Source organism: Microcoleus sp. AR_TQ3_B6 (assembly GCF_036702785.1).
Classification (GTDB): Bacteria; Cyanobacteriota; Cyanobacteriia; order Cyanobacteriales; family Microcoleaceae; genus Microcoleus.
Genome location: NZ_JAUBVJ010000038.1, coordinates 25,170 through 41,695 on the forward strand (window position 1 = coordinate 25,170; position 16,526 = coordinate 41,695).

Annotated in this window: 15 protein-coding genes; 3 read left to right on the forward strand and 12 right to left on the reverse strand. The window is 49.5% G+C overall.

Annotated features, from left to right (window positions below):
• The first annotated feature begins 34 nt into the window (after positions 1–34).
• The gene (locus QUB56_RS18735) at positions 35–1,237 is read left to right on the forward strand and encodes an anhydro-N-acetylmuramic acid kinase (protein WP_332957174.1); all 1,203 of its coding nucleotides are present in this window, start codon (positions 35–37) and stop codon (positions 1,235–1,237) included.
• 80 nt (positions 1,238–1,317) lie between these two features.
• Positions 1,318–1,767, forward strand: a complete 450-nt coding sequence (locus tag QUB56_RS18740) for a hypothetical protein (protein ID WP_172190924.1) — start codon at positions 1,318–1,320, stop codon at positions 1,765–1,767.
• A gap of 526 nt (positions 1,768–2,293) precedes the next feature.
• Here the strand turns inward: QUB56_RS18740 and QUB56_RS18745 are convergent.
• From QUB56_RS18745 to QUB56_RS18800, 12 genes are all read right to left on the reverse strand, one after another.
• Complete coding sequence (locus tag QUB56_RS18745; protein ID WP_006635253.1) at positions 2,294–2,491, reverse strand: NblA/ycf18 family protein; 198 nt, start codon at positions 2,489–2,491, stop codon at positions 2,294–2,296.
• A 30-nt stretch (positions 2,492–2,521) separates the two neighbouring features.
• Complete coding sequence (locus QUB56_RS18750) at positions 2,522–2,725, reverse strand: hypothetical protein (RefSeq protein ID WP_332957176.1); 204 nt, start codon at positions 2,723–2,725, stop codon at positions 2,522–2,524.
• 269 nt (positions 2,726–2,994) lie between these two features.
• Positions 2,995–3,702: a biopolymer transporter ExbD gene (locus tag QUB56_RS18755; RefSeq protein WP_332957178.1), complete on the reverse strand. Its 708-nt coding sequence runs from the start codon at positions 3,700–3,702 to the stop codon at positions 2,995–2,997.
• A gap of 15 nt (positions 3,703–3,717) precedes the next feature.
• The gene (locus QUB56_RS18760; protein WP_332957179.1) at positions 3,718–4,503 is read right to left on the reverse strand and encodes a MotA/TolQ/ExbB proton channel family protein; all 786 of its coding nucleotides are present in this window, start codon (positions 4,501–4,503) and stop codon (positions 3,718–3,720) included.
• A 135-nt stretch (positions 4,504–4,638) separates the two neighbouring features.
• A complete protein-coding gene (gene rsgA, locus QUB56_RS18765) occupies positions 4,639–5,889 on the reverse strand; it encodes a ribosome small subunit-dependent GTPase A (RefSeq protein WP_332957180.1) in 1,251 nt (416 codons plus the stop codon).
• The gene (locus QUB56_RS18770) at positions 5,886–6,176 is read right to left on the reverse strand and encodes a sulfurtransferase TusA family protein (RefSeq protein WP_332957181.1); all 291 of its coding nucleotides are present in this window, start codon (positions 6,174–6,176) and stop codon (positions 5,886–5,888) included. Before QUB56_RS18770 ends, rsgA begins: the two co-directional genes overlap by 4 nt.
• A 68-nt stretch (positions 6,177–6,244) precedes the next feature.
• Positions 6,245–7,540 (reverse strand): transposase, encoded by a 1,296-nt coding sequence (locus QUB56_RS18775; RefSeq protein ID WP_332957182.1) that lies wholly within the window; start codon positions 7,538–7,540, stop codon positions 6,245–6,247.
• 480 nt (positions 7,541–8,020) lie between these two features.
• Positions 8,021–9,145 (reverse strand): molecular chaperone DnaJ, encoded by a 1,125-nt coding sequence (gene dnaJ, locus QUB56_RS18780; RefSeq protein WP_332957184.1) that lies wholly within the window; start codon positions 9,143–9,145, stop codon positions 8,021–8,023.
• Between the two features lie 132 nt (positions 9,146–9,277).
• Complete coding sequence (gene dnaK, locus QUB56_RS18785) at positions 9,278–11,380, reverse strand: molecular chaperone DnaK (protein WP_332957186.1); 2,103 nt, start codon at positions 11,378–11,380, stop codon at positions 9,278–9,280.
• 291 nt (positions 11,381–11,671) lie between these two features.
• Complete coding sequence (grpE, locus tag QUB56_RS18790; protein ID WP_332957187.1) at positions 11,672–12,460, reverse strand: nucleotide exchange factor GrpE; 789 nt, start codon at positions 12,458–12,460, stop codon at positions 11,672–11,674.
• Between the two features lie 923 nt (positions 12,461–13,383).
• The gene (locus tag QUB56_RS18795; RefSeq protein ID WP_332957189.1) at positions 13,384–13,599 is read right to left on the reverse strand and encodes a zinc ribbon domain-containing protein; all 216 of its coding nucleotides are present in this window, start codon (positions 13,597–13,599) and stop codon (positions 13,384–13,386) included.
• Positions 13,600–13,722: 123 nt separating this feature from the next.
• The gene (locus QUB56_RS18800; protein WP_332957190.1) at positions 13,723–13,980 is read right to left on the reverse strand and encodes a transposase; all 258 of its coding nucleotides are present in this window, start codon (positions 13,978–13,980) and stop codon (positions 13,723–13,725) included.
• 464 nt (positions 13,981–14,444) lie between these two features.
• On the opposite strand from QUB56_RS18800, the gene QUB56_RS18805 reads away from it, so the two are divergent.
• Entirely contained in the window at positions 14,445–16,451 is a 2,007-nt protein-coding gene (locus tag QUB56_RS18805) for a GspE/PulE family protein (protein ID WP_332957191.1), read from the forward strand.
• Positions 16,452–16,526 lie beyond the last annotated feature (75 nt).

Below are 16,526 nucleotides of genomic sequence, written 5' to 3' on the forward strand. Positions count from 1 at the left end.
AATCTAAAATCTAAAATCTAAAATCTAAAATTTAATGACCCGCGTTATCGGTTTGATCAGCGGCACGTCGGTGGATGGCATTGATGCTGCTTTGGTGGATGTGGTCGGTTCCCAAACAGACTTGAAAGTGCAATTGGTAGCCGGCAAGACTTTCCCTTATCCTGCTAATTTGCGATCGCAAATTCTCTCGGTTTGCAGCGGCTCAGCTTTATCAATGGCTGAACTAGCCGAATTAGATGATGCCATCGCCCAAGAATTTGCTACGGCGGCATTGACAATTCAAGCAGAATATGATAGAGCAGAATTGATAGGCTCTCACGGTCAAACCGTCTACCACCGACCAGCAAGGAAAGCCGAGAAAGAGCTCGCCAGTGGGTTCATGGGCTACAGCTTGCAACTCGGGCGGGGCGCGCTAATTGCGCAATTGACAGGCATTACTACAGTGAGTAACTTTCGATCGGCAGACATTGCAGCAGGGGGTCAAGGAGCACCCTTAGTCTCAATAGTTGATGCCTGCCTGCTGGCGGAACCCAACAAAAGCCTCTGCATCCAAAATCTGGGCGGAATTGGCAATGTTACCTATCTTCCAGCCAGGTCCAAGGGGGGAAACAAGGACGAGTCGGAGATCTTGATTCTTGGGGACGGCATCTTGGGCTGGGATACAGGGCCGGCGAATTCACTGTTAGATTTGGCAGTGCAGCACTTCTGTGGCGGCACTAAGACGATCGACGAAGGTGGAGCTTGGGCCGCCTCGGGAACTCCCTGTCAAGCTTTGGTCGAGGAGTGGTTGCAGCAAGAGTTCTTCCGTCAAGCACCGCCGAAATCTACAGGGCGAGAGTTATTTGGTGTAGACTATTTTGACCGGTGTTTGGTCGAGGCCCAAGGTTACAACCTCAGTCCGGCTGACCTACTGGCTACTCTGACAGAACTGACTGTTGCCTCGATCGTTCACAGTTACCAAACTTTCTTACCGGCTATGCCCGATCGAGTTTTACTGTGCGGGGGCGGCAGCCACAATCTCTACTTAAAACGCCGATTGCAATCTCAATTGCATCCAGTGCAAGTGTTGACTACTTCTGAGGCAGGCTTGAGTGTAGATTTTAAAGAGGCGATCGCTTTCGCGGTTTTAGCCGCATGGCGGGTTCGGGGTATTCCCGGCAATCTGCCTCAAGTTACAGGTGCCCGGGCACCGGTACTTTTAGGGGAAATTAACTCGTGTTGGCACAGTTGGGCGTGATAGCATAGAGTCTTAGGGACAACGGCTGTGCGTTGTTGCACCAGCATTGTAGCCAGCAGGAAAAGCATAGGAACAGCACTGTGGCTCACACGTTTTTAATGGAATCGGGCCAATGGACGCTCGAAGGAAGTTGGATTGAGCGCAATGGCGTGCCAATTACGGTGAAAGGCAAAACTTTAGTGAGCTGGAACCGAACAGATTGGTTCAGTATGGTGACGAAGCTCGTGTTTCCTGGAGGCGATCGCGAAGAGATTATTTTGCAGTACCGAGGACACCTCAACAGCGATGAACGGCAGTATACTTTTGTACTCCAACACAGCGAACTCGGTCGGGTCGAGGGCGAAGGTTGGATTGCTCCCCAGTCGATCGTCCAGCGTTACTGGGTACTGGGAGACGAACGCCAACGGCGCACGGGTTTTGATACCCTCCACCGCGTCGATCACAACCGCTACTATCACTCTAGCGGCATCATGTCTGGTCATTACTTGACAAGTACGATGGAGGCTACTTTGGAACGTCAGTCAGAATAGCTTTTTCTAGAGTTACCACCTGCGACTTCTAGGGTTTGATGTGAAAATAGAAGGTCTTGCTAGTCGGAGATCCCGCTCAGATGTCCGACTAGCGCACTCTTGTGAAACCTTATCCGCTGTAACTAAAGACAAATATTTTATTTTGTTAAAAACTTCACACTTACGAGCAAAAATTATTAAACTTTTGAGTCGAACCGCGATCAATTATTTTTGCGATATCCTTCTGTGGCGCTCAATAGATTGCTGCGCTCGACTTCCCAAATTGAGGCTAATCAAGAAAAAAACTCCCAAATTTTCCCGGCGAGACAATGACTCTGTGCAGATGCTTTCTACCTTCTATAGCAACCACACCCGACGCCCGATGACGTTCTTAATTGCACAAACCCTTGATTTTATTGTTTCTGACTTCTCTGGTAGATAACTCAAGCCCTCTTACTTGTGCCTTCGAGTGACGCCCCATCACCCCCAACTCCTTTCCACCTGAGGAAGAGAGTAAGAGACAGAGGTCGCCGACTGCGACTCTTTGCTACTCAACGCCTGGGTTTGGTTCTAGACCCCAATGATGTTTCAGAAAATGGCGGTACATGGTTTCCCGAAGCATCATTTGCTCGTAAAGCTTGACCAAGAACTCCTGAGCTTGTTCGCGGCTCATGTCACTTACCTGTGTTTTGAAGGAACACAGGCTAAATTGCTGCTCCAAAGACAATTCTGCTGGTTGGCTCATGACTTTGACTCCTCTGTAAGTAAAGGTGACTTAAAAGTGAATACCTGGATTAACCAGATTTGTAAGTTGTTTCAGCGATCGACCGTTGGTTTCTGGATGCCCCATGGCCCATCTTGCTTTAGTATATATTACAAAAGGTAACAATCGTTTGACAAAATCACCATCTGTCCCAAGAAATAACTTACTTATGGAGAGAGATGGCGAAATGCCTGCAAAAGTTCCTTCCGCAGGCATATACAACTGTATCTAGTTGTCAAGAGAAAAAAGGCTCAGTACGAACCAAAAGAATTGAAGCCCTTTATACCAAATTGGGCAGAGCTTCTGTCTGCCAGTGTCCGATGGGGAGATCGGGAGAGCGGGAGAGGGGGAAATGAGGAGAGAGGGAGGGGGTCAGATTGGGAGATGGGGAGATGGGGAGAATTTATATTTCTCTGTTCTTCCTTCTTCCTTCTTCCTTCTTCCTTGTTCCTTCTTCCTTCTGACTAATTCGAGGGTCCGCCATCCTAGGGTGCAGTGGCCGCTCCAGGTCGGGAATTGGGAGCAGCGGGTGCAGGCGAAACAGGAGGAATGCCCTGATTTACCCCAACGTTGCTAGGCTGCCGAGGAGCGGGGAGAGGGGATTGAAGCTGATTCGGATTAAACTCCTGCTGCCGAGGAGCCGGGAGAGGAGATGGAAACTGATTGGGATTGAGCTGCTGCTGCCCCGGAGCCAGAGGAGATGGCAGAGGTTGACCGGAATTGCCGATCGCAGGTGCCGCAGGAATGCCAGAATTCGGAAGCGAGGGATTGGGCAATGGGGGAGCAGCCGAACTAGGAAGAGTTGCTAGGGCCACTCGATCGCCCCCTACCTCTCTCAATTTGTCTAAAACCTCGACAACTTTGGCATATCTAGCATTTTGAGGAGCGTACAGCACCATCAACCCCGCAGGGTTTTGGGTTTGGAAACTCTTTAAAACTCGATCGAGCTGCTGGTAGTTCACAGGCAATTGGTCGATATAAGTTTGCCCGAAATCGTCAATGCTGACAATCAGCATCTCTCGCATCTGTGTTTGTCCCGTCTTCGCCTTAGGCAAATCGACATTAATTGCTTGCTGGCGAGTCAGTTGCAGAGCCGCCAGGAGAAAAAACGTCAGAATACAAAAGATCACGTCAATTAAAGGCACCAGTTCAATCCGAGCCTCTTCCGCAGGAGTATCTAGATTAATCTTCATCAGTTCTCAGCAGTTTTAATTATTAGAAGGTGAATCTTCAGCCGGATCTGAACCTTTCAATTTCGGCTCCCGGTTCCGTTCTGCCGCTTCTTGAGAATTGAGAGAACGCCTGTTCAAACCATCGGAACCAAAGGAAGAATTGCTGTATTCAGTACCGGGCGATCGACCCTTAGCATTAGCTGTCGGCCAGTATTGCCTGTAAAGCAATTCGAGTTCATTTCCAGCTTTGCGAAATATTTTTGCCTGGTTGAACAAAAAAGCTTGAAATATCCGATAAAACGCCAAGCTAAAAATTGCTACTACCATCCCTGATGCAGTCGTGATCAGCGCCTCGCTAATCCCCAAAGTTACGCCAGTTGTTGCCGAGGTCCCGATGTCGCCCAGACGGATAGAACTGAGCGAGTTAATCAAGCCCAACACTGTTCCCAGCAAGCCCAGCAAAGGGGCTAGAGCGATCGCAGCTTCTAAGATTTTGTCGCCGCGGCGCATCGAAGCCAACTCTTCATCGGCTGCAGCTTCGAGTGCGAGTCGAAATAAGTCTGGTTCAGGATTGTACAGGCGCAGCGGTGCAGATAGAAATCGCCCGATCGGCTGTCGGTTAGCTTGTCTGGCAATCTCGCTAGCGGCCCCCCAATCGCTGCGAGCCGCCTCGAGAATGCGGTTAACTATTTGCTTTTCTTTGCTCAGGAGGCTTGCCCAAAACCACAAGCGCTCGATAATTGTACTCAAAGATAGAATAGATAACACTAACAGGGGCCACATGGCGGGCCCACCTTTTTGAAACAGTTCTTGAATATTCACAGTATTTTTACTCCTGCATAACCGACTTCGCTGTGCTTCTGTTGTACTTTTTTTAACAAATTTAAGGCCATTTAATTTTAGCTATTAATGTACTGTGTTCCGGGGCCGATCGACCGATCGCCATCGACTAATTCCTCACAACTCGTCTAAATCTTGACACATATCTTGCAGCGACTGGTGTTGAAGGCGGCGGGAAGAGCGGCGATACTTTTTAGTTTGCAGCTTCGGTTCGTATTGCTGCGTACCATCCGACTTGGTTTGCTGTTTCAAACTCGCCTCCGCACTACTAGAGTTTTGCTCTTGTTGCTGGCGGACGATCGCCTCGGAGAGAAAATTCAAGTAATAATCGTAGCGCTCCCAACCGCCCCGCACCACACAGTTAGGCTCGTCTCGGTGCGAACAGTCGCTAAACTGGCAGCTACCCAAAGCCAGCCTCTGGCGTGCTTCTGGGAAATATTGAGCTAACTCGGACGGGTCGCATTCGAGAGCCGGCTGATTAAAGCCCGGAGTATCTGCCAAAAGTCCGCCACCGGGGAGTTCAAATAGTTCTACGTGGCGAGTGGTGTGGCGCCCGCGACCGAGTTTGCCGGAAACAGCGTTCACTCGCAGATTCAGGGCCGGGATCAGTTGGTTGATCAAGCTGGACTTGCCAACCCCTGAAGGACCACAAATTACCGTTATTTTCCCTTGCAAGTGCTGCAGAAGGAGGTTCGGCAACGGGCTATGTACCGACTTTAACGGATGTAACTGATAGACCGAAGTGGGAACCTTTGGGTCATCCTCAGAAGTCACGCTATATGGCTCTATTTTCTCCGTTAAGTCATGGAAAGCTGGTTTTGATGCAGAAACTTCATTTTTACTTTCTTCGCTGGCTTCCTGGACTCCTGCGCCGCTGCGGACGCTAATAAACATTGGTTCGTAGCCCCAGCCTGAAAGCCGATCGCGCCACTGTTCCAACTCTTGGGGCGTGACCAAATCGCATTTGTTGAGGCACAAACTCACCTCTAAACCTGTAGATTCTGCCTTGACTAAAAACCGAGTTAATGATGCGGGGTCTAAGTCGGGTTCGGCGAGGGCAAAAACCAGGAGAATGCGATCGGCATTAGCTACAGGCGGACGGTTGAGTTCTGTTTGGCGCGGGAAGACTTGAGAAATTGCACCCCGGCGGTCAGTCCAGTCGGGTTCGTCTACCACCACGCGATCGCCCACCATCACCTGTTGGCCAATTTTTTTGAGTCGAGTGCGACGAGTGCACAGGAGAGTCGGAGAATCAGCGAGGGGAGCATTTTTCCCGTTAATCGAGACTGGGGGATCTAACCTCACTTGGTAGAAGTTAGCCTGAACAGCAATTACAGTACCGACAATGGAGGGCGAATTCAGGCTCATCCTGCTTCCTGGTGTTCTGGGCGCTGCACTTTCATTGCAAAAAAGCCCGACTCCGGCTCATCCGCGACAAATTGCGTTTCGAGAATCTGGTAGCCTTCCATTTTGAGACTATCGGGTACTTGTTCGATCGGCTCTCCAGGGTCTAGCCACACCTCCAAAACAGCACCCGGTGCCATTTGCTCCAAGCGCAGTTTAGTGCGGACAAAATTGAGAGGACAGGGAGTGCCCCGCAGGTCGATTTGGGCATCTGGGGATTTGGGATTTTCAATTTTAGATGTTGAATTCATAATGCTTTGTGCAATCTCAAATCCTGAAAGCCTGAGTTTTGTGACATCCTCCCACACCCAATCAAAGATTATGGTATGGGCTTCCCAACATCACTGTTGGAAGATTTCCTAGTTCTTCCCTTGCGGGTTTTCGCCTCTGACCTTGACTGACTTTCATCAATCCCCGGCAGACCGACTGCATAGGCATTTTCTATTCCGCAAAGTCCTTGCGTACTAATGAGTTCTAAACCACGCAACCTAATAACTTCGGATGCTGCGTGATCTCTATCGGTTTGATATCCGCACTCACCACATTTATGAACTCGTTCGGAAAGCTCTTTTTTACCCGTATGTGTGTTGCACTTAGGGCAAGTTTGAGACGTTCCATCTGGATTGACGCGACAAAAATAGATTTGATGCTTCTTGGCCACCCACTCCAACAGATTGAGAAATTGACCTTCATCAGCATCCAAGGTATGTTTTCTCAACATCCCCCTAGACATCGCTTTCAAGTTCAAGTCCTCAACAAAGACCATCCCAATACCTTCCTTGGTACACAGATGGTTAGCCAGTTTGAATTGCCAATCCTTCCGAACTAGCGCAATGTGGTTGTGGAATCTGGCAACCTTGATTCGAGCTTTCTCACGGTTCTTAGAACCCTTTTTCGTTCTGGCATACTTACGTTGCAGCAATTCCAGCTTGCGGTACAAGGATGTCAGGAATCGGGGTCTAGCAATAAACTCTTTATCCGAGGTTGTCAAAAACTTAGACAATCCCAAATCGATACCCAGCGCATCTCCATGCGGTTGAGCGTCAGGTATCGACACATCAGACTCAATTGTTACTACAACGAACCACCTATCAGCTTTCCTCAATATCCGTGCTTGCTTAACCACAAACCCCTCTGGGATAGGTCGATGCAAGTTGATAGGCATCTTCCCAAGTTTGGGCAAGCTTATCTGCCATCCCGTAATAGGATTGGTTTTGAATTGAGGAAACAGCATGGACTTGATTTGTCCAAACTTCTTGAAGCGAGGAAAGCCAAACCCCCGCGACTGAAAATAATTCCAAGCATCATGCAATCTACGAATAGTAGTTTGCAGAACTTGAGAAGGGGCTTCGCCCAACAACGGGAACTTTTTCTTCGCTTTGGGAAGTTCATTCTGTTGAGCGTAATAGGTAGGGAATGGCTTGTCGGCTGGAATGATGTATTCTCTCTCCAGCGAACAATAGTCTAAACTACATTTACGCGAATTGACCCAATCTTTGATTTCTCGCAAAGCGTAGTTATAAACCTTGCGTGAAATTTCCAACCAATGAAGCATCGTTTCTTCTTGGCTGGCGTCGGGATAAATTCGGTAGCAGTAGTTCACGATCAGAGTCATGCAATCCAGTTTAACACAGAATTGCCAATCTATAAATCTATACCTGCTACCGATTTTACGCCTGATTGACCGGATAAAATCGGTGTGGGGGCATTCATGTTGTTGCTGAGCTTGTTAAACAAGTTGCCTGGAAACTGGAGAATCTAAAATTTTGTGTTCAATTGGACACAGATTTTTATTCTTTCTCGAAGTTGTGTGTCCAATTGGACACAGATTATTATTCTTTATGCAGAAAATGAGCGCAATTGCGCTCACTTTTTTGAGCGCTACTGAAACCCAATGCCCCGGAACCGTCGCACCTGCCATTTTTGTGGGCACTTGTGCACAATTTTTTGACGGCTGTTGAAACAAATTGCCCCGGAACCGTCCCACCTGCCATTTTTGTGGGCAATTGCGCACAAATTTTTAACGGCTGTTGAAACAAATTGCCGGGGAATCCTCAAACAGGAAAATTTGACACCCATGGGTGTCAAAAATTGCTTATTTCTGAAACAAATTGCCCAGAAATCCTTCCAAACCGCCTTTACCAGTACGATCGCCCTTCAGTTTAGCAAGCTGCATCAGCAACTCCCGTTCCTCAGCAGTCACCTTAGTGGGAATGTCAATAGACACCGTAACCAAATGATCGCCGCGACTGACTGGATTTCCCAACCGAGGCACCCCTTTTTTCTCCAAAGTCAGAACAGTATTCGCCTGAGTTCCGCTAGGAATCAACAATTCCGTCGGCCCGTCTACGGTTTCCACTTCCAACCGGCACCCCAAAATTGCTTGCAAATAACTAATCTTAACTTCCGAGTTAACGTTAGTGCCGTCCCGCTTAAATAGGGGGTCTTCATTCACAGCCAAGAACACGTAAAGATCGCCGGGCGGGCCGCCCAGTTTGCCGGCATCCCCTTCATTGGACACGCGCAAGCGAGTACCGTTGTCAACCCCAGCCGGAATTGTGATTTTCAGCTTTTTCATCACTTCTTTCTGACCCCGGCCGCCGCAAGTTTCGCACTTTTCCTCAATCACTTGCCCGGTGCCGTTGCAACTGGGGCAAACTGAAACTTGAGTAAAGCTGCCAAAAGGAGTGCGGGTAGCGCGTCGGACTTGACCGCTGCCGGTACAAGTCGAGCAGGTTTGGGGTCTGGTTCCCGGTTTGGCGCCGGTCCCCGTGCAAGTTTCGCAGGTTTCTAGGTGCTTGATGCGGAGTTCTTTTTCCCCACCGAACACTGCTTCGCGAAACTCCAGCCGCAAGTCTAGGCGCAAATCGTCTCCGCGCACCGGTCCGCTGCGTCTGCGACCTTGTTGTTGACCGCCCCCCGGGCCCTGAAAACCCTGAAAGAAGCTTTCAAAAATATCGGCAAAGCTGTCCCCGAAGTCTTGGAAGCCCGGAGCCGCACCGCTCACGCCTGCTTCACCGAAACGGTCGTAACGGGCGCGGGTTTCCGGTTCTGAGAGTACCTCGTAGGCGCGGTTAATTTCTTTAAACCGCTCCTCGGCACCATCTGTTTTGTTGACATCTGGATGGTACTTGCGAGCTAGGCGGCGGTAAGCACGCTTAATTTCTTCTTTGTCTGCGCTGCGAGAAACGCCTAATATTTCATAGTAATCACCGGCCATAGAGCTGCTTGCCTGGAGGTAAATAACAAAAAGTGTACGAAAAAGAAACGGGCAACCTTTCCTAAAATTACCGATTAAAAATTAAAAATTCTCATTGTTAATTTTTAACTTTTAATTTTTAGCTTTTCTGTTTTAAAGGAAAGGATTCATATCATCAACTTCTGGTTCCGGAACCTTCGGTTTTTGTTTTGACGGTGGATTTGGCGGTGGATTTGGCGGTGGATTTGGCTGTCGTTTTGACTGTCTATCCGGCTTTGGTTCCGGCTTTGGTTCTGGCTTTGGTTCCGGCTGCGCTTGGGGCGCTACCAGCAGCTCTTCTGTCTGCAAAATGCTGTCCGAGGTAGCTGCCACCTCTTCTAGTTCTGATTCTACTTCTGACATCATCTCGCTTTCAACCGCTGCTTCTGACGGGGCTACCCCGCTGCGGGGCAGGGAATAGACTGCTGTCCCCAGGGAGTAAAGCAGTTGCTTGAAAGATTCGATTGCGGGCGTGAGTTCCTCAACTGTGATCTCGGGGTTAGCCATCGCCTCCCGCAAGGCTGCTGCTGCTGTTTGGGCTTCGGCCTTGAGGTCGTCGCTCAGCAGTTGGGCGTTGGTTTTTAAAGTTACACCACAATTATAGACCAGGGTGTCAGCTTGATTTTTGAGTTCGACGAGTTGAGCGCGCTTCATGTCCTCGTCGGCGTAAAGTTCGGCTTCTTGCCGCATCCGCTCGACTTCGGTTTCGCTCAATCCCCCTGTATTGGAAATTTGGATGCTTTGTTCTTTTCCGGTTCCCTTGTCTTCAGCGGCCACTTTGAGAATCCCGTTGGCATCGATTTCAAAGGTAACTTCGATTTGAGGTACGCCGCGGGGGGCTGGGGGAATGCCTTTGAGCAGGAACTTGCCGAGACTTTTATTGTCTTTAACCAATGCCCGCTCGCCTTGGAGGACGTGAATTTCTACCGAGGTTTGCCCGTCTGCCGCCGTGCTGTACATTTGCGATCGGCTGGTGGGAATAGTTGTATTGCGCTCGATTACTTTGGTGAACACCCCGCCCAAGGTTTCGAGTCCCAGGGAGAGCGGCGTCACGTCCAGCAGCAGCAAATCTTTGACCTCACCGCCCAACACCCCGGCTTGAATTGCCGCGCCTACGGCTACAGCTTCGTCGGGATTGACGGATTTATCGGGAGAAACGCCCCCAAAATACTTGCTAATTGCCTGTTGAACTGCCGGAATCCGGGTTGAGCCTCCCACTAAAATAATTCTGTCTATATCTTTCGGGGTCAAACTTGCGTCTTTGAGCGCTTGAGTCACCGGATCGATCGTCGCCTGCACCAAATGACCCACCAGTGATTCAAACTTAGCTTTGGTGAGTTCCGTTTCCAGATGCTTGGGCCCTTTTTCGTCAGTGTAGATGAAGGGCAAATTGATTGAGGTGGACTCCCGGTTCGAGAGTTCGATTTTCGCCTTTTCCGCTGCTTCTCGGAGGCGCTGCAAGGCCATTTTGTCTTGTGAGAGGTCAGCGCCTTCTTGAGTCAGGAAAGCTTCTACCAGCCACTGGACTATACAGTCGTCAAAGTCATCTCCTCCGAGATGGTTGTTACCGGCGGTAGCGTTGACTTCAAAAATTCCGTCTCCCAGTTGCAGGATCGAAACGTCGAAAGTACCGCCGCCGAGGTCAAAAACCAAGATTTTCTGTTCTATATTTTGCTTGTCCAGCCCGTAGGACAGGGCTGCAGCCGTCGGTTCGTTGACGATGCGCAGGACTTCTAGGCCGGCGATCGTACCGGCGTCTTTAGTAGCTTGCCGCTGGGCATCTGTGAAGTAGGCTGGCACTGTAATCACGGCTTGCGTAACAGTTTGTCCCAAATAAGCTTCAGCATCTTGCTTGAGCTTTTGGAGTACCATTGCCGAGATTTCCTGGGGAGTGTGAACCTTGTTCCTAATTTGGACGTTAACGGTGTCGTCTTTGCCTTTTATGCAGGTATAGGGAGTCCGGGACCGTTCTTCTTCCGTGTCGTCCCACCGCCGTCCGATAAATCGTTTGATGCTGTAGACAGTATTTACAGCATTAGTTACAGCTTGCCGCTTGGCCAATTGACCTACTAAGCGATCGCCCCCCTTGCCAAATCCTACTATACTCGGAGTTGTGCGGCCGCCCTCGGAATTGGCGATCACGACGGGTTTACCGCCCTCTAACACAGCTACGCAACTGTTAGTCGTGCCTAAGTCAATTCCAATAATTTTTCCCATAGCGCCTCATAAAACTTTGTGGGATGTTTGTAAACCTCCAACTACAGGTTGGGGGAGGAAAAACGACTCAGCTTGTTCAAACAAGCATCACCAGACCAGATTTGTAGGAAATAAACTTGATCTCAATCAGGCAATATCAAAGACGGGTAAAAACATTTTTCATAATTTTTTGCAAAAGCGCTGACCTGCTTTTAGTCATCAATTAAGAAGTTGGTGAGTTTTCCGCCTTATGGCCCCCGAATAGAATTCGGGGGTCAGTGACTTTGAGGAATGCAGTAGTTTGTATCCCGATTAACTTTCCGAACTATCGGGATTTTCATCTGAGGCTACCACAGATAGCCCAGCCGCTGCAACTTTCACTTTGGCGTGCCGCAACACGCGATCGCCCAGAATGTAGCCGCGTTCTAGTTCTTGGATAATTGTTCCTTCCTCGTGTTCGTCAGTTGGCTCGCTTAGCAGAGCTTCGTGGAGGTTGGGGTCAAACTGTTCGCCTTCGGGGCGCATCGGAGAAACCCCGATTTGCTTGAGGCTGTCTACCATTTGCTTGTAAACGCTTTGGTAGCTTTTGTGAATGTTCATTTCGCCATCGGTTTGCGGCTTGATGTGCGATCGAGCGCGCTCGAAATTGTCAATTACCGGCAACAGGGGTTTGATTGTCAGACACCTTGCCTGTAAATCTAGCTCTTCTTTTTCCTTTTGGGTGCGCCTGCGGAAGTTCTCAAAATCGGCAGCTAGGCGGAGATTTTGATTTTTCAGCTCTTCTAGTTGAGCCGATGCCGCTTGCAACTGAGTTTTTAAAGCCTCTTTTTCATCGTTTGCCTGGGCCAGTTCCCTCTTCCAAGACTCCGCCGCCTCTGCTGTCGGACTGTTGGTTGAACTGCCGGTGACTGCAGGCCCGGATGCGTTTGCTGGCGAGCGATCGTCCTGAGCACTTTGATAAGCTCGAGCCAGTTCGAGCTCCCAATCTGCCGCTCCGTTCGAGTTTTCTGGTGCCGGCGGATTTTCGCTTGCCGGCGAACCCTCTGGGGTTTCCCCAGTTGAGTTAGGATCTTGATCTTGCTGTTTTTCGTCGTCAATCATCAGAACTATGGGTTTGAAACCCCGTCCTCTTAGGACGGCTTTACGTTGAATTGAATCCCCTCGCCGGGTGGAGGGGTATGGTTGCCCCAGAGGTGAGGTATGGTTGCCTCAATCTCTTTTCGGAGTAAAGTTAGCTTTGTGCCTTTGTTTAGTGAGCGCGGCTCCTGTTGAAAGCACTGTTGAGCGTGACATACCGAACTGTTTAACTCACGGGCGACAGAGCTCATGACTAGCTACGCCTTGGCGCGGGTGTCGTGACTCAAAAAACCGAGTCAGTTAAGACGCTCAGCCGCCGGGGAACGGCTTGTTAGATTTTTCCTTCAAGCCTCATGCCTTTAGGCTGAGGTTCCTGACAAAAGCTGCGCGACAGAACCCTATCAATTCTAGCAGATACATTTAACCCGGTAAATCTAGATCGCTCGAATTTAGTGTCTATGGCACAATGTGAAAACAGTAAATCTCGCGTGATGTGGAGGCATTTCTCAAAGCTTTCAATAAAATATTCAAAGGGCAGTTTAGATATTTATCTATAGTATGACTGCTGTCGGCGACCACCCAAGGTTTGTGGCTTCCTAATTTTCGATTAACGCGATCGCATTTATAACAATTTTTATAAGTATATTCTGCTGTTACGTCTACTAAAACCTTTCCCCATTAGGAGGCTTGATGCTTCAACGTTTGCTTAAAACGATAGTGACTTAAAGTTATCATCGGTCTGGCTGTTTTAGTCGCAAGCTGACCCTGGCATTTTTGACAATTTGCTGCGTTTCTCAACTCGGGAGAAACAGGAATTTGTATAGAGTGACTAAGTAGTTAGTTGTGTGCTTGTTTGACATCCTCACGCCCGCTGATGCCACGGTGATTCCCAGAATTACTTCTTGGGTTTCCTCTTGCCACGACTCGGCTTGCATTGAGGAGTTGCCTCACCAATGCTCTTGTCGATGTCTCGCAAAGGCGTTAGTTCCCGCGTGCCCCACGGTACGTAGTGCTAATTCCAGTATGTTGATTGCCGCGTTCCAGTCTCGGTCTAATACAAACCCACAATGATGACATTTAGGAGTTCTCGCACTCAACGACTTTTTGACTTTTGCCCCACAGTTGGAACAATCTTGACGCTCTGTAGTGTGGTGGAACGGCAACCGTTACCGCGCCGAACACCTTAACAAAATATTCCAGCCATTGGCCCAAAGTAGACCATGCAGCATCGGAAATAGACTTGGAAAGTTTCTGTTTCTGACCGTGTTCGGCACCTGCAAGTCCTCCTAGGCGACCAAGTCGTTAGACTGGATGACGCACAAGGTCTTCTTCACGGCAAAGTCTTGACGCTGCCGAATTACCTTGAGGTGTTTTCGACTCAAGCGATTGCTCGCCGCTTCTCTGTTTTTAGAGCCTTTCTGAGTTTTAGAAAGTCTACGATTAAGGCTTTTAAGCGCTTTCTCGGACTTCCTCAAATGACGGGGATTTTCAACGGTTTGCCCATCCGAAAAAGTTCCCCTGGAAGGGGGAGGCTTTAGACCCATTAATTTTGGTACAAGCTATCATCACACAACATAGCTCATCTTTAACCTAGTAAAGCTAACCGCGCCACCACGGGCGCTGTATTTTGAGCAAACAATTTGGGAAAATAGAATGAGCGTGGTACGGCGACACACCCCGCCCCGCTTTTCTCTCGCGGTACGGGCAATCCCCAAGTGATGTGTCCTGACGCTATAACGAGAGTATCCCGCAAGTTAATCAGGTAAGTAAGCAACGCCAGCACTTAAGGAACAAGATCTGATTGCCAGCACCGGCAAATCCCTCGAAGGTCTCGTCAATTTGTGGACGAACTTTAGAGGGGACTGCGAGCTTACACTTAACAGATAGGGATTGAGCAGGAACATGATAGCTGATCCACAAGCAAAGAATACGGGGGTTAAAAGCCCGCGTTGGTTTTCCTCTCAGCACTCGAAAGTGACTGAGTTTCCCACAAGCATGAGTCTTTTTTATGACTAACACATCCCAGGGGCTTCGCTCCACATCGATAGTTGCTCTGAGCAATTTTACTCCGGCTCTCAACAAGATGATTCAGGCGGGTTACGTCAACGGCGACCAACTGAAGCAAGCTCAAATTGAAAGCCAGAAGTCGGGCAAGCGGTTGACGGAGGTATTAGAGGCACTTACCGGGCAGCCGTTGCCCCCAGAATTGCTGCGGCTTTACAAGAAGCAGCAGATGTTTGAACGCAAGATAGTCTACGGGGTTGAAGCATTTGACCCGGAGATGAGCGAAATGTCTAACGAGCAACTCGGAGTTATGCTCGATGGGTTGAAGATTTCGATCGACATTTGTAACCAAGGTCGGTTTTTACCTGTAGCGAAGACTGAAACTCAGCCTCCGGCGGTTTTAGTGGCAATGGTAGATCCCGACAACCTCAACGCCATAGAAGATTTGCGGCGGATTTTACAGCCTCACGGCTTGGCTTTACAGCGACGGGTGATTACGCCAGACGACTATCAGGACATAACTGCGGCTTATCAAGACGAGCAAGTTAAGATAGCAGCCAAAATAGCAGCAGCCGAAAAGCAGAAAAAGCTAGAGCTAGGGGAGGGAGATTTTGAAATCTCGCTAGAAGAGGAGACGGTCGAGCAAGAAGACCTAGCTAACACCTTGGACGATGCTGAGGCGGCTCCGGTAATTAAGGCCGTCAACGTCATTTTGGCTAAAGCTTTGTCGGAAAAGGTGTCTGACATCCACGTAGAACCTCAAGAAGAGTTTATGCGGATACGGATGCGGAAAGACGGGGTGCTGCAAGAGTATTTCCGGTTTCCCAAACAGGTAGTCCAATCGATTACGGCTCGTTTTAAGATTATTGCCAACCTGGATATTGCCGAACGCCGACAAGCTCAAGACGGCCGCATCCGCCGGGTGTTTGAGGGACGCACGGTGGATTTCCGGGTGAATAGCTTGCCTTCCCGGTACGGCGAAAAAATCGTGCTGCGGATTTTGGACAGTTCCAGCACTCAGTTGGGTTTGGGTTTGTTAATCTCCGATGAAGAAACTCTGGCTTTAGTGCGAGAGACTGCTAGCCGTCCGTTCGGACTGATTTTGGTGACGGGGCCGACGGGTTCGGGCAAGTCAACTACTCTGTACTCGATTCTGGCGGAACGCAACGATCCGGGGGTTAATATCAGTACGGCGGAAGACCCGATCGAATATGCTTTACCAGGAATTACCCAATGTCAAGTAATTCGGGAAAAAGACTTGACTTTTTCCAACATTCTGAGGGCCTTTTTGCGGCAAGACCCTGACGTGATGCTGGTGGGGGAAACGCGGGACAAGGAAACGGCAAAAACAGCTCTGGAAGCTGCTTTGACGGGACACTTGGTGCTGACGACGCTGCACACGAACGACGCGGCTGGGGCGGTCGCGCGTTTGGCCGAAATGGGCGTAGAACCGTTCATGGTTTCGGCCGCTCTGTTGGGGGTGTTGGCTCAGCGTCTGATGCGGCGCGTTTGCGACCAATGCTACATTCCTTACCAGCCTACTAATGAAGAACTCGGCAAGTACGGTCTGTCGGCTTCTCAAGAAATTGATCTGACTGTTTACAAAGCCAACACCATACCGGTGGAGGAAAGGAAGGAACTGGCAGAACGCGAGCAACTTTGTCGCAAGTGCAGCGGCCTAGGCTACAAAGGACGGGTAGGGGTTTACGAGTTCCTGAAAAATACGGAGCGGCTTCAAACTCTGATCACTCAAGGAGCTCCCACAGAGCAAATTAAGGAAGCGGCAGTAGAAGAAGGGATGAAAACGTTGTTGGCTTACAGCTTGCAGTTGGTGCGGGAAGGCGCGACTACCTTTGAAGAAGTCGAGCGGGTGACGTTTACTGACTCGGGGCTGGAGGCGGAAATGAAAGCCAAACGCAAGCAGGGACTTACCTGCAAAACTTGTCGGGCGGAATTGAAGCCGGAGATGCTGGATTGTCCGTACTGCTTGACGCCACGCTTTTTGGATTGATTCAGCAGTTAACTGTTGACTATTAACTGTTGGCTGTTAACTGAGCTAGATTGGTCAATAACTATCCATTCGATC

Bases quoted from the DNA above. Each gene is read 5' to 3' on its own strand.
- QUB56_RS18735 (WP_332957174.1), top strand. From the start codon at position 35: ATGACCCGCGTTATCGGTTTGATCAGCGGCACGTCGGTGGATGGCATT.
- QUB56_RS18745 (WP_006635253.1), bottom strand. From the start codon at position 2,491: ATGAGCCAACCAGCAGAATTGTCTTTGGAGCAGCAATTTAGCCTGTGT.
- QUB56_RS18750 (WP_332957176.1), bottom strand. From the start codon at position 2,725: ATGCCTGCGGAAGGAACTTTTGCAGGCATTTCGCCATCTCTCTCCATA.
- QUB56_RS18755 (WP_332957178.1), bottom strand. From the start codon at position 3,702: ATGAAGATTAATCTAGATACTCCTGCGGAAGAGGCTCGGATTGAACTG.
- rsgA (WP_332957180.1), bottom strand. From the start codon at position 5,889: ATGAGCCTGAATTCGCCCTCCATTGTCGGTACTGTAATTGCTGTTCAG.
- QUB56_RS18770 (WP_332957181.1), bottom strand. From the start codon at position 6,176: ATGAATTCAACATCTAAAATTGAAAATCCCAAATCCCCAGATGCCCAA.
- QUB56_RS18775 (WP_332957182.1), bottom strand. From the start codon at position 7,540: ATGACTCTGATCGTGAACTACTGCTACCGAATTTATCCCGACGCCAGC.
- dnaJ (WP_332957184.1), bottom strand. From the start codon at position 9,145: ATGGCCGGTGATTACTATGAAATATTAGGCGTTTCTCGCAGCGCAGAC.
- dnaK (WP_332957186.1), bottom strand. From the start codon at position 11,380: ATGGGAAAAATTATTGGAATTGACTTAGGCACGACTAACAGTTGCGTA.
- grpE (WP_332957187.1), bottom strand. From the start codon at position 12,460: ATGATTGACGACGAAAAACAGCAAGATCAAGATCCTAACTCAACTGGG.
- QUB56_RS18800 (WP_332957190.1), bottom strand. From the start codon at position 13,980: ATGGGTCTAAAGCCTCCCCCTTCCAGGGGAACTTTTTCGGATGGGCAA.
- QUB56_RS18805 (WP_332957191.1), top strand. From the start codon at position 14,445: ATGACTAACACATCCCAGGGGCTTCGCTCCACATCGATAGTTGCTCTG.